Annotated in this window: 11 protein-coding genes and 1 other RNA gene; 1 reads left to right on the top strand and 11 read right to left on the bottom strand. The window is 42.6% G+C overall.

The annotated features are described in order from the left end of the window. Nucleotides 1-190: 190 nt before the first annotated feature. From BB427_RS00725 to BB427_RS00710, 4 genes are all read right to left on the bottom strand, one after another. Nucleotides 191-2,320: a tetratricopeptide repeat protein gene (locus BB427_RS00725; protein WP_069018631.1), complete on the bottom strand. Its 2,130-nt coding sequence runs from the start codon at nt 2,318-2,320 to the stop codon at nt 191-193. Between the two features lie 640 nt (nt 2,321-2,960). Then, nucleotides 2,961-3,857 carry a TIR domain-containing protein gene (locus BB427_RS00720; protein ID WP_069018630.1) on the bottom strand — a complete coding sequence of 299 codons (897 nt, stop codon included), beginning with the start codon at nt 3,855-3,857 and terminating at the stop codon, nt 2,961-2,963. Further along, nucleotides 3,857-4,144 carry a hypothetical protein gene (locus BB427_RS00715; RefSeq protein WP_069018629.1) on the bottom strand — a complete coding sequence of 96 codons (288 nt, stop codon included), beginning with the start codon at nt 4,142-4,144 and terminating at the stop codon, nt 3,857-3,859. The genes BB427_RS00720 and BB427_RS00715 overlap by 1 nt, the downstream gene beginning before the upstream one ends. A 51-nt stretch (nt 4,145-4,195) precedes the next feature. After that, nucleotides 4,196-4,909 (bottom strand): hypothetical protein, encoded by a 714-nt coding sequence (locus tag BB427_RS00710; protein WP_069018628.1) that lies wholly within the window; start codon nt 4,907-4,909, stop codon nt 4,196-4,198. 159 nt (nt 4,910-5,068) lie between these two features. On the opposite strand from BB427_RS00710, the gene BB427_RS00705 reads away from it, so the two are divergent. After that, nucleotides 5,069-5,623: a recombinase family protein gene (locus BB427_RS00705; RefSeq protein WP_069018627.1), complete on the top strand. Its 555-nt coding sequence runs from the start codon at nt 5,069-5,071 to the stop codon at nt 5,621-5,623. A gap of 27 nt (nt 5,624-5,650) precedes the next feature. Here the strand turns inward: BB427_RS00705 and BB427_RS00700 are convergent, their stop codons facing one another. The 7 genes from BB427_RS00700 to BB427_RS00670 form a co-directional block, all read right to left on the bottom strand. Further along, a complete protein-coding gene (locus BB427_RS00700) occupies nt 5,651-6,814 on the bottom strand; it encodes a hypothetical protein (RefSeq protein ID WP_069018626.1) in 1,164 nt (387 codons plus the stop codon). Between the two features lie 82 nt (nt 6,815-6,896). Next, nucleotides 6,897-7,316, bottom strand: coding sequence for a hypothetical protein (locus BB427_RS00695; RefSeq protein WP_069018625.1), 420 nt, complete (start codon nt 7,314-7,316; stop codon nt 6,897-6,899). 125 nt (nt 7,317-7,441) lie between these two features. After that, nucleotides 7,442-8,092: a gamma-mobile-trio protein GmtX gene (gmtX, locus tag BB427_RS00690; RefSeq protein WP_069018624.1), complete on the bottom strand. Its 651-nt coding sequence runs from the start codon at nt 8,090-8,092 to the stop codon at nt 7,442-7,444. Continuing rightward, the gene (gmtZ, locus tag BB427_RS00685) at nt 8,085-10,673 is read right to left on the bottom strand and encodes a gamma-mobile-trio integrase GmtZ (RefSeq protein WP_069018623.1); all 2,589 of its coding nucleotides are present in this window, start codon (nt 10,671-10,673) and stop codon (nt 8,085-8,087) included. Before gmtZ ends, gmtX begins: the two co-directional genes overlap by 8 nt. Further along, nucleotides 10,670-12,139, bottom strand: coding sequence for a gamma-mobile-trio recombinase GmtY (gene gmtY, locus BB427_RS00680; RefSeq protein WP_069018622.1), 1,470 nt, complete (start codon nt 12,137-12,139; stop codon nt 10,670-10,672). The genes gmtZ and gmtY overlap by 4 nt, the downstream gene beginning before the upstream one ends. A 183-nt stretch (nt 12,140-12,322) precedes the next feature. Continuing rightward, nucleotides 12,323-12,419, bottom strand: an RNA gene (gene ffs, locus BB427_RS00675) — signal recognition particle sRNA small type. Between the two features lie 146 nt (nt 12,420-12,565). Continuing rightward, nucleotides 12,566-13,444 (bottom strand): DUF3014 domain-containing protein, encoded by an 879-nt coding sequence (locus BB427_RS00670; protein WP_069018621.1) that lies wholly within the window; start codon nt 13,442-13,444, stop codon nt 12,566-12,568. Nucleotides 13,445-13,649: the final 205 nt, after the last annotated feature.

Below are 13,649 nucleotides of genomic sequence, written 5' to 3'. Positions count from 1 at the left end.
CATTTAATCAATTGATGTGAACATAAACGGCGACATAAGCCATGCATTGCCTAACCCGCCTTTCATTTCATGGATGAAATGAATTACTCATCAATTGCTTATTTTCAGACGTGATAAAAGGGGAAAGGGTGTCGCCTTTTGGTTTTTTCAATGTTGCAAGAGACGACCCCACTTTTCACTTTCAAGTAATCTATTCGCCGTTAACTTTAAGCGCTTGCTGATAGAGGAGCCACTGCTGTTCAACGGTTTCACGGAAGGCTTTGTCTTGTTCTATAGGATGGATATCGAAATCCTTAAGCGTGCCTTGATACAAGGTTTCACCGCCATTCACTTCTGCGCGTAAAGCCTTCGCAAACACCTGCTCGGATCCTTCAATTTGACCTAATAACGCTAAGGCGTACGCCTTGTTCCCAATACAGACACCTGAGGCGTGCTCGCGAATCGCCAATTCAAATTTTTCTAAGGCTTGATTGAGGAGTATGTTAGCACCGTCAAACTCACTTTTCTGAATCAGTGGCTTACTCTGGCATAGCAAGGTAAACCCAACTTGATTAAGAGCCGTCGCAACATACTCTCGCAAAACTGGCATTTGGTCGTCACCAACGTAAGTGATTAAGTCATTGTAGGTTTGGATGGCTTGCTCAGACTGATTTAGCTGGCCTTGCCTAACGCCTTTGTTGAGCATGGCCATCACAACCCGCTCTCGCAAAGCCGGCGTTTGGTCGTCACCAACGTAAGCGATTAAGTCATTGTAAGTTTGGATTTCTTTCTCAGGCTGATTTAGCTGGCCTTGCGTAATAACTTTGTTGAGCATGGCCGTCACAACCTGCTCTCGCAAAACCGGCGTTTGGTCGTCACCAAAGTAAGCGATTAAGTCATTGTAGGTGTGGATGGCTTGCTCAGGCTGATTTAGCTGGCCTTGCGTAATACCTTTGTTGAGCATGGCCGTCACAACCTGCTCTCGCAAAGCCGGCGTTTGGTCGTCACCAACGTAAGTGATTAAGTCATTGTAGGTTTGGATGGCTTGCTCAGACTGATTTAGCTGGCCTTGCGTAATACCCTTGTTAAGCATGGCCTTCACAACCCGCTCTCGCAAAGCCGGCGTTTGGTCGCCACCGACGTAAGCGATTAAGTCATTGTAGGTTTGGATTTCTTTCTCAGACTGATTTAGCTGGCCTTGCGTAATACCTTTGTTGAGCATAGCCATCGCAACCGGCTTTCGCAAAACCGACATTTGGTCGTCACCAACGTAAACGATTAAGTCATTGTATGCTTGGATTTCTTTCTTAGGCTGATTTAGCTGACCTTGGGCTAGGCCTTTATTGACCATAGCCATTGCAACCTGCTCTCGCAAAGCCTGCGTTTGGTTGTCACCAACGTAAGCGATTAAGTCATTGTAGGTGTGGATGGCTTGCTCAGGCTGATTTAGCTGGCCTTGCATAACGCCTTTGTTGAGCATGGCCTTCACAACCCGCTCTTGCAAAGCCGGCGTTTGGTCGTCACCAACGTAAGCGATTAAGTCATTGTATGCTTGGATTTCTTTCTCAGGCTGATTTAGCTGGCCTTGAGCTAGGCCTTGAGCAAATAACGCTCTGCAGGCGAAATCTTTCAATCTTGGATCAGTATTAGATTCGATATAACCCCATACCTTTTCAAAAGCTAAAAGTGCAGCTCCGTAGTTTTTGTCATTAAAATCTTCACGTGCTTTATCAAAAATAGTTTGCACATGAATAAGCTTTCCTTGGATTTCTTGTTGCCCGTGGAGTTCGTCAAACTTAGTCGAATGCTTTTTTAGCTCGTCTTTGAAATTTTGTTCTTGTGCTTCAAGAAGACTCCGACTTTCTGTTTTGATGTAGTTCTGCGCTTCTTTTTGTGCTTCTGCAACCGCACGATTTTTAGCCGTAAAACCTAAAAAGATAGCAGCAACTGTAATGATAGCGCCAAAAACTGTCAGGATGAGACCCCACATATTGGTATTCCAACTAACGTCGCCAATCCTACGGTCATAAGACACTAGTTCTTTAGCTTGGTTTTCAGTCTGTGCGGTTAGCTTTTCTTTCACTTCAACAAGCTGAACTTGCAGCCTATTTAGCTCTGCCTCGACATTTTTTAGATCGCTTCTGCTTACATTCTGTAGCTGCAACGTCGCTTCAAGTTTTGCGCTTTTCGCTTGCAGCTCAATAAGTTGACCAATCAGCCACGTTTGGTCTACTACTGTTTGAGGTTTTACTGCGGCTTGATTAGCTGCATCAGAAGCAAAACATGTTGAGAGGCTGAGCAACCCGATAGAGAACGTCAAAAATAAAATTAGATAGCGCAAAACGAGCATCCTTGTCCGACTACTGATACATTAAAAAAGCGTTAAACGCGCAAAATACGCAGCCCCAATATACAGTAATTAGGTTTCTTTAAGTCATTGAATTATATGTTTGGTGTATTGACTAAAACAAGCAGTTTTTAGTCTCTAAAAAACCAATAGGTAATCATGGGGTCACACATTAACGCGGTAAGTTGGGCTTTAAATAAAAGTCATTTACCAACTTGTGTAGAGTTAGGTTCATTTCACACTTAGAAAATAAAATGTTAAATAATCATCTATCATTCTAGGATGGAGTTTTAGTAGATTAGTATAAGAAGTGCTATTGATCTAATGAACTGAGAATGAGTTTTTTACTTTAAAAAGATAGGAATTAGTATAGTTTTGAATGCTATTAATAAGACTTACACTTCAAACAACAACAAGTATTGGAGTTTGTAGTGACTTACAAATTTATAGCGGAAACCATACTAAATATACAAAAAATAATTAAAACAATGAGGTGTAATGGTAGAAAATTAGTAATCTATAAAAGAAGTAAGACATAGCTGTTCAATTATATTGCGCTTTTTAGCTTGCTATTTGCCAAAAATAGACGTTATTAACTGAGCGTATTGCACATAGCAAGACCCTAAGCTCCGTATCAAGCACGCATCACTTTGTTCCAGTCTATACTATACTCGGCTGCTTCAAGTTCACGCGCTAGAGCCTGTTTCCATCCACCATTATTATCCATTGTCTCCCAAATAACACCCGCGAAATCACTAGGAATTTCCAACGAGCCACGCTTTAGAGCACATATTTTTTCTCTGCCCAAGCGACCAATAAAGTAGCCCAGTTCCAATAAAACATTTTGCCGAGCCCTAGGCTCGAGTATTCCTCCCTTTACACACCCCTCATCATCTGGTGTGAGAAGGACTACCGCAAATCCAACATCGCTGTTTGCAACGACCTTTTCGATAATTGTTTTTCCTTGATTTGCCTGTTCATGAAGAATGACGACCTCCAAGCCCATACGCTCCAGAAAACGAGCCACAGCTTCCCGAGCACCATCGTCATGGCCGTGTACGATAAATATCTTGTTTGAGATTGGCGGCTTCAACACAGTCTCTGTACTCCCCTTCAATTGAATGTAGTTTTTATAATCACGAACGAATGGAATAATAAGCTGTCCAGTAAGTGAATGGATACCTGCGATAATTTTCTTCCCAGAATAGAAATACTGATGACCGAAATTAACGGCGTATCTTGGCTCGCTGGCCAACTTTTCAATGAGAAGTAACGTTAATCCCATCGTTTTTTTGGGATCATCCGGCCATGCAAGCTGGGCACTACCAACCATACCCAGATCTGTTTTTTTGCTTTCTGCAAGGAAAGCATCGAGATCAGCTTCTTTCGTTAATTCTTCGTTGTAAGGTTCAAGATCGGTATGCCGTAACAATTGAGCGAGCTTTTTCAGTGGACGTTCGTACGTTTGCATCTGCGAATTCTGCAAGTCCAAAACAGCGTTGTTAATTTCTTCGAAAATATCCTGGGCCATCACGAATCCTCATTGGACTGTAATCGGGCCTCAGCAGCTTTTTGTAGAATACTCTCTCTATATTGGTTTTTCATTTTTTCGGCGAGCGAACCAACGAAGGGGTTATCGGTGTACGATTCAATACGGTTATCTACTATTTGGTTAACCGATTGGATGGCAGCTTCAATACTCATAGGGTCATGAGGATCAAAGCTAACGGCGCCCAAATCACCATCAAGTTGGTTCAATGCTTGCGTTATTTCTTTTAACTCTTTTTGCAACTTGTCGAGCCCAGTAATTTTAAGCATGTTCTCTCCTGTATATAATGCCTCAGTTCTTTTTTACGCTTAAGGTCATTCTTATCTACTCTTAAGACGATTCACTATCCACCTATAACTGCATGGCTTTAGCTCACTTAAATCAGCCTTATGCCTTTCAACATTCAGCGTATCAAGCTGCTCAAGAAGTAGGTCATAAACCTTTTGATACCTCACCACCGTATGGGTGCGAAGGTACTCGTTTATCACTTCATCAATGAGGTCATGAACTTCTTGAGGCAATTGCTTGGTGCGATTGCCTTTGGCTTTATGCTTGGGCATCAGTGCGTGTTTATCCCAACCGCTTTCCACAAAGGTTTTGTTCCAATAGGCTAGCGTGCGCCATGACGGTGGGCTACTGTCGTTTATTTCCGAAGCCCTTTGGGTTATATACGGGGTTAACCATTTCTCGGTATGGGCTGGAACGCTTTGCTCAATTGCGCCTTGTACATACTTATAACGTCGCTCCATTTCTTTTTTGGATGTAACATCTTCCGCCGCCTCAGCTTTAGGCTTTTTAACGTTACTGAGTGGTTTAAAGGGTAACTTGGTGGGTAGCTCACGCCGCGCGATGGTTCTGAGCTGGCCGTTTGACACCAGTTGCTCAAGCCTTGGCTTCGCAAAATTAAACCGCCCACCGCTTTCAATATCCGTCAACACCACATCACTACCCGCAATGCTTTCAACTACAAAGTAGGAACATGAATGTTCTGATAGGCGTTTTACTAAAATCAGGTCAGGGTTTTGCAAGTCCATTGTGGTGGCATTTCCTAAAACGACGGCAAAGCATAAGTTCAAATAGCGTATACCCTAGTTGAACATCACCAATACCAATTAAAAGTGTTCATTTAGGGTGGTTTAAGGCGTTAGTACGCACTATATTTATTTAGTCTAGATGCTAAATGAACAATTGCCATGAGTAAGATTGGATATGCGCGAGTTTCGACCACAGATCAGTCTTTAGATTTACAAGTAGTCAAACTTGAGGAAGCTGGTTGTGACAAGGTATTTACCGATATGGCATCAGCATCGAATACCAAACGCGATGGGTTTCAAGCTCTACTTAGCTACCTTCGTGCTGGTGACACGTTAATCGTGACTCGAGTCGACCGCATCGCTCGTTCCGTACTCGACTTACAAACCTTAGTGAAACACCTAAAATCCAACGATATTCAGCTACAAGCGCTTGAGCAACCCATCTCAACCGAATCAGCCTCGGGCAAAGCCTTTTTAGATATGCTTGCCGTGTTCGCAGAGTTTGAACTCAATATCAGAAAAGAGCGACAGCTCGAGGGCATTGCAGCCGCTAAAAAAGCGGGTAAATACAAAGGCCGCAAGCCAATATCTAACCAAATAAGGTCAAAAGCTCAACAACTATATAAGCTGGAACATTCTATTTCTTCTATTTCGAGACAATTAAGTTTATCAAGAACAACAATATACAAACTCGTTAAGAAGAATATTGGTTAAACATATCAGCATACTCTCAAGTTAGTGTTACAGATTCCCTTCTACGGATGTACTAAATTTTATGTATCTACAAATTTGATCAAAAATTAAAAAACCCATCAGTGACTCTTTCATGCCAATCAAGTCTTCAGCAATTGCTCCGTGGGATATAGAGTTCCTACTTACAGGGTTTAGGTCGCTATGGGGATCAAAGTCCTGAAAGAATATACTTTTCAAAAAGCTGCAAAATTGTTCTGGGAAGTACAGGGAAACCGAGTATGATTTTTCAGTAATATGTGTCGCAATATGCTCAGATATAGCCGTCTGCCGCCTTCCTCCTTTATCTGTATTATGCATCAAAAAGTCGTCTCTCAACACCGACTCCAGCCTCGGATACATTAAATGAACAGCCGAATCGTAATCACCGCTTAGGTGAAAATCCAGAGCTCTCTCAACTCTACCTTGGTGTTTGTTTAATGAGTGCGCAGATTTTGAAAAAAGACTTGTTAACCACCTTGTGCTATCAGCACAAAAATCTGTATTTATCTCAGTAAGGAGTTTTGAATAATCCCAACTTAATAGGATATGCTGAATTAAAAGCTGTTGGTTTTGATAGTTTGTGTAAGCAAATGGAAACCAACCAGAGCTTATTACTAAATTCCACTGTTCTTCAGTAATATCGTAGACTTCATAAAACAATGCCCTGCTATATCCATAACTCAAAAAATGATTAACAGAATAATCTATGTCCCTTTTGACGTCTTTATCACTTAACAACGGACCATAGTCGTAATAGAAAATCCGATCCCAATCCTGACTCAATAATACTAGATAAGCAGAATCCTTAGGAAAGGAAACACCTTCAACTGACAACTCCTGAACATGAAGAATATCGTTGATCCTAACAGCCTCACCTTTAGTGAAACCCTCATGCTTATTAACCGCAATTCGAGCTAGGATTTCAATTTCATTAACATAAACCGTTGCTTCTAAATCTTCATTGATAATAACTACAACAGTTTTAATCATAAAAGGATCGTATTGCTCAGGAAGTTTGCTCAAAATACTGTTTAGCGCTTTGATCTTACGCAGAAATTCCCTTCCTTCAGATTGGACCGCAATCCCTCTAAACTCGACCCCCCCCATTTCTCCCTGTTTTGCAGGACCTAAAGCGAAACCCACAGGTCTCTCTGTTAGTTTGATTTTATACACTTTAATTTACCTCTTTAAATCAGGAGTCAAGCTTACTACTTATCCATGTTTCACATCCCTTACTTGAAAGCTAAGATGCTGATCAGTTTGGTGTGGTCACAACAACAGCCCTTGCCCATAATTCATCTGCGTTTTCTACTCTGTCATAAATACTCTCTGAACCACCACCAGAGCCATGTGCAATAACCCATTTAGTTGCTAAAGGGCTACTACCAAATAAGGCTCCACCATCCGCATCAGAGCCAGAGACTCCATAAACGTGAGATAAAGCTGGGTGTGCTTCTAAGTTATTTAGTGATTTTACAGGAAGCACAGATACAAGAAGAGTATGACTCCCTCCGCATTCTGAGTGCTCACATTTAAAAGTAACCTTAAAATCGGGTTTCCAATCTTCTATCGCAGCTGGGTTACTCCGCCATTCCCAACCTGCTAAATCAAAGAACGCAGCCCAAATAGCCTCTAAATCCGTGCCAAATTGTATTCCATTATATTTAGAACTCATTAATAACCCCTTATCCAATATCCGCAATTACTTCATATTAAATATCAATTAAGATACATAAAACTACAATGCCTTTATGTCTACGTAACTTAATTAAAATCAATGTATGTATCGTTTTCGTAGCATCAATTATTTTGTTTGATCACCTTCCTCAACCCATTCACGTACCCGCGCTTATAAATCTCATTCCCCTCAGCATCTTTGACTTGCCCTGTGAGCATAACTTCCCAGCCTTGTTTATTGAAAAATGCATCAGAAATTGCGGCTTTAATGGCTTCAACTTCCAGCGGTACCAATTGCCTATTTTCAAGTGTGGTATTAGCTTTATTGCCTTTAGTTCTGTCGATAAATAAGTCGGAGTTGGCTTTCAGCGTATTAAGTTGGTCACGGTATTTGTTACGTTCGGCAATCAGTGAGCCTACAACGGCTCTAATCACAGGGTCGTCTATAGCATCGAGAATATGTTGGTCGTTGCTATTCAATAGCTGTTTTTGGCGTACTGAGAGCGGCTTTTTACACGTTGTGCCTGCATAGGCTGCCCAAGCCTCAATTAATTGCTGAAAATGCTTTCCTGTGCGATTACGGATGGTTTGTGTTGATGGACCACCTTGTTCTTTTGACAACCGCCCGATCGTTGCCATAGAAAAGTCGAAAGGCGTTATTCTACTTTGTTGCTCAAGCACTGCATTCAATACCATTAAAGCATTGGATGTTCTTGCAGTGGCGCTTGCGCATAGCTCTTGCAGTACTAGGGTTGGGTCAACTGGATTAGCCATTTTTCTTCACTCCTAAAGTGGCTGTTGCCATGTTTGCTAATGTTCTGATGCTAATGCCTGTATTACTTTCAATCGCTTGTACACCTTGCTCGAGTAGGCCTGCGTCTTTCAAGTAAGCTTCAGTATCAAGGTAAGTTGAAAGCATTGTCATGGCTTTGCTTTTGTCTGGCTCTTTAGTGGCATTTAGCATGGCATTGACCATCACATTACCAAGCTTAAGCTGCGCTTCGTCGTCGAGCTGCATCAGGATTGGTTGGTAGCCCATGCGCATCAGCATGGTGTTTAGCATGTTTGATCTGTGATTAATGGCCGTGGTTTTCTTTAAATCGTCTTTTAAGTCTGCAAATACTTCTGCGTCATCGCAGATTTGGATCAGCTGCCTAAATTCAGATTTCGTGTCTAAAAAGCTAAAAAATGGTGATATGTCTTGTGCGGAGCCAAGCGCAATCACTTTGTCTTTGCGATCGTGTTCTTCCCGATTTTGCTCAATACTTAGTACCTTACGGATCACCTGAAAACACGCTACTAAGTCTTTGCAGTATTCATCGGCTTCGGACTTTTGTCGCTCAATACGCCGGTCTATGCTGTTTAGCTGGTCGCGCTTGCTAAAAGGGGTGCCATTAACTTCACAGAAATACTCTTCATCCAATAAGCTCGCCTGCTCGCCCTCGAGTTCCGCAGCAATTTTTGCAGCTTCTGTGGCGTGATAACTTAGGTTGTTAAAGTGAGCCGTAAGCGATTGAATATAGCGGATGCTGGTAATAAACCAACGACAGCGAATACAGTTCTCAATGCCATGGGGTACTGGCGCGTGTAAATCGGCTTGGTTCCGATTCGCTTTTTTTAGTTTATCACCGCCATTCCAACACCCTGCAATAGAGGCATGTTCAACCAAGGGCGAGGTATTGCCTCCCGCTAAACAAATGCCTATCGACTTTTCCTGCCACCCAGCTGGGTTGCGCACTCTCAATGCAGTTTGTAGCGATTCAATGTCTTTAAACGCCGCTTGCAAGCCGATTTCTTCAATGGATTTATTGGCCAAGAATGACTGCAAGCTATCGTCTTCTTTGTCGGTTATTTTGCCTTCGGCCTCGCGCATTTTCTTGGCCATCATCACAGGCGTGAGCTTGGTGTAGTGCAAAGTCATGATCAAACGACTGTGGCCAACCAACAGCTTTGACAATATCGGTGTGGGTATTTCCCCCTCAATGGCGTAGCAAGTGATCAAAGAAACGCGTAATGCATGCAAAGGAAATAGCGGCCTTCTGGCATTTTTAGGGTCTACAAAATGCACTTTGGCACCATCTCTTAAAGTATGCTCTTTTTTCGCCACATCTTGCTCAAGTTGAGCAAGCAAAGCCACCCAAAGTGCGTTAACATAACCATCTGTAATTGGCATGCGCCGTTCGCGCTTACGATACGCAGCGGCATTGCGAAACAAAAAGCAAATATCACCAATTTCACTGCGCTGAATTTTGGTTTTAGTGCTACCAAAGTGCTTGTAATCTAAGTCGTAAATTGAGGTGGGCTTGTTGATTGGATTGTACTTTTCTTGCCAGTTTCTTAGCTTTTCTAACCAATACAACACCTCTTCGTGTTGCCATGGGATCACGTATCCCCGAGTTATTTCATCTTTGTTTCTATCTGCGGTTTTATTGGTGTTTATGTACATACCCGTCATCACATCACCAATATCTGGCGTAATAATGCGGTGGAATACCCCTTTTTGCCATGGGCGCTTATCGCTGCCTTCAGCAAAATGATGTTGCTCATTCATTTGCCACTCGCCGTTGCTGTAACGCCATGTATCAGCTTCGCCCGAGTCCAGCATTCGCACTTGAAAGGTTCGTAAAGGTAACTGCAATTTAAGGTATAAAGCCATGGCACGAACAGGTGACCAAATTAAGTAAATGCTGTCTCCTTCTTCTAGGGTTCTAAGTGCACCATCTATTCTGATTTGCCGCTGTTTATCTAGTGTGTGTTTTTGCCAAACACAATCGGGGTCTGCTTTGTCTATCACCGACTCATCAACCAAAATCCAGTCTTTTAAAAAACGAGCATTGGTGAAGAAGATCTCACTGTAGTCGATGGCCCACTTCCATTGCTTAAAGTGACCCCGAGGCGCGGGGCATAATATGCTGCGCAGTTGCTTAATATAGGCGTAGGGTAAAGCGTTGTAGACAGTCTCCTGTCGTCTTACAGGGTTTTGCTCTTTATCAAAGGGGTTTTGAAATAGCGGCACAGGATCGCCATTGTCATCAGGCTCTGAGTAGTAAGTGTCAATTATCCAGTCAATAAAGCTACATACTTCGTTGTTTTGCCTAACACGGTAGCCTTCGTTCAGCTCAAACGGCATAAGAAACTTGTTGTAGTCTTGATCTGCCAGTGTAAATAGCTCAATGGGGTCGGTAATAAATCGCGGTACCAGGTATTCATCTAAAAAGCGTGCGATGGCGGCGCGTGAATGGTCAATGCCGTATTGCTTTTTTTCAAGCCAAGTAGAGGCCAGCTCCCGCCATGTTTCCCAGCCTGAGCCGTTTTTCTTGATAAACCAATTGAACTCATAATCCTGTGTTTTCATGGTTTATATCTCCTTAATTTAGGGTACTTACCGCTAAATAGCCCATCTGGGTCAATATCTTCAAAACCCGATTCCATCACCTTTTGCCAGCTCACGCTGACGTCTTCTTTAAACTCGGCATAGTGTTGGCCATCAAGGCTTTTTGACGCTCTTTCACATGCCAACGTCACATCTCTAATACTAGGTTGGGTATATACGGCTTGTGATAACAGCGAAGCATGATGGAGTGCCTTTTTGATCAGTCGTGGATCGATACCTGCACTCGACATACGTCTGCCATAAGCATGACGGTGGGCATGTGGAGTTCGCCCTTCGGGTTTTGACACCACTAGGTTGATACGGGCCATGGCCGCTTTATAACTTTGGTTAAACGCGTTTAGGGTGAGCGATTGACCTTCGTGTGTTTGTGAAAACGACACAAATGCGTAAGGGTGCATTCTTGGCAACGGTAATAGGTAAAGTAAGTATTGCTGCCACAACTTGGCAAATAGCTCACCGTAAAAGGCTGGAAACCAGTGCAGTTGAATGTAGTTTTCGTCATCATCAACCACTTTGGTTTTCCAGCCAACTCGGGCGGTACCCGTCATGCGGTTACGAGGAATTAAGTTAAAGTTCTCAGACAAATACGCTGCGCGTGTTTTTTGTCGTTTGCGGCCAGTCCAGTTATTTGGTGCTCTGCCATCTTCGGGGTGGTACAAACGTACTATCACACCACTTGGGTTTTCTGGGTCGTAAAACACATCATCCACCCAAAGGTGTAAAGCATCACTTTCTCGTACACCGGTGCCATGCATCAGCAACACAATAAGCTGATCACGTAGTGCCACGCGCTTATCTCTGGCTTTGCCTAAACCTTGAATAAAAAAGGGTTTAAAGAGCTTTTCTGGAAATGAAATGGCATCACCATCAACCTTTAGCACATCCTTTTTACCACGTACCTTGCGTACGGTTTTAAGCACACTGGGTAAAGGGTTACTTTTGATATGGCCTAAAAAGTTGTACTGATTGCGTTTGTACCACGCAGCATAGTTAAGGCGTTCTTGATGAGAGCTGGCTTGTTCAAATGGATTTAAGCTACTTGTATTTCTGTTATTGGCGAGCCAATCCGTTAAGCCATTTAGCGCAGATAAAAGTTGATTTACATTTGCTGTAGAGCGAGGTAGCCAATATAAGCCCGATGGATCATTCCCTTCTGGGCTAATGGTACCCAACGATAAACGCATTACAAATGATTGAAATAACTTGCTGGCGTCTGAAAATAATCCTGTGTTGGCTTCCATGTACTCGAGCAACAATTGGCAAGCAAACGTAATGCGATTCATCCATGGCAAACTTTTAATGTGCGACTGGCTTATAACGTAATCAAGTAAGGGATCGAATACACCATATTCGCTAAGCAACACAGGTACTTCAATCAATAAACCTGAATTATCTGTTTTAACTTGCGCAAGAACTTTGACTAACACGGTAACTAAACCAATTAGTACGGATGAGTTTTAGTAGATTAGTATAAGAAGTGCTATTGATCTAATGAACTGAGAATGAGTTTTTAATTGGATTTATAAGGGAATTAGTACAGATTAGTATAGTTTTGAGTGCTATCAATAAGACTTACACTTCAAACAACAGTATGGAAGTTTGGGTGGCAGTCTTACCAGCCACATCCCGGCACACAAGTCATACGCTGTGGCTGCTTCGTTCCCGACCTGACCAGATTCACGTACTATTGTTGCGAGAGGACCAATAAGACTACCATTGAGGGCCTTGTTTGGCGCGGGAAGAATTATCTCGAAGATTGCAGGGGGATGCAAGGGAAAAGTCAAAAAGCTTGGCTAACTGAGTGATGTTTAAACAGTTTGCCAAGCTTTTGTGGATTTTATGAGGCTATGTGCTTATTTGTTCAACGCAATTTTGATTTCTTCTAGGCGCTTTTTCACTTTCTTCATGTTTTCAGGGCCCATTCTTAAAAACTGTTTTTGCGCCGGAGAAAGTTGCTCCCATTCTGCATAAGCATATTTATAGGTAACTGAGTCTTTTACCAAAGGCAATGCGGTGTCTGGAATGGGTGTTGCCAACAACTCGTCGATTGCGTCAGTTAACGTGCCGTTGAATGCATCTCCTTCGTAGCCTATTTCTTCGTATGCTTCTTCAAATAATGGTTTGTATTGGTCGTATAATCTAACTACTTGCGCGGTGCTCATGGTGTCGAACATGGCGACATAGGGTGTGTAACGCTCGTAGCTGTTAGGATCGGTAATAATAATGTCGTCATCAATTACGCTAAAGCCATCTTGCGGCTTCACCACTGGTGAATGGTTTTCTGCCACTTTACCCTTTGCTAGGTTATCTACATAAACTACCGTGCGGCGGATCACGTCATCGTCTGCCAGCAATTTTACCGCTTGATTAGAGAGATAATTCGATACCGCTTCTTTAATTTCTGTATCACTTTGTGAAAGCGGCGGTAGTGTTACTTCAGGTTCAACCGGCTCTACTTGCTCTGGCTCGATTTGCTCTCGTTGCGGTGGCAAGGTTACTTCAGGTTCAACCACTTGTTCAGGTGGTGTTTCTCTTGCGGTATTGACCAGTGGCGTTTGGGTTTGTTCAGGCACAACAATATCTTGCTTTACCTTTTGGTTTTCCGTCGATGGAGTGTCTTTTTGTGCTAGCACAAACACAGCCACAATAATCAACGCTAGTACAACTACTGCGGCAAATAACAACTGGCTGTTAGAAGGTCTTTTATTACCTTCTTGATGATTCTCTGACATGGGGACTCCCTCTTCGTCATTGTTGATACGCGTTAATGTAAAACTATCACCAAATACTTGACTAATAACTTAATGCGCGCTGAAACCCTAAAAAAATGCGTTGTGGTGCAAACTCTGGCTACACCTTGTTCAAACATTTGATCTTAATAAAAATACTTGAGCACCGAACTTAAGTTCAGTACATTGAAGTTAAGCTAAATTGCCA

This window comes from Pseudoalteromonas sp. BMB (assembly GCF_001709235.1).
GTDB lineage: Bacteria > Pseudomonadota > Gammaproteobacteria > Enterobacterales > Alteromonadaceae > Pseudoalteromonas > Pseudoalteromonas maricaloris.
Note: the sequence above shows the minus strand (reverse complement) of the source record. Positions and strands in the feature narration are given on the sequence as shown.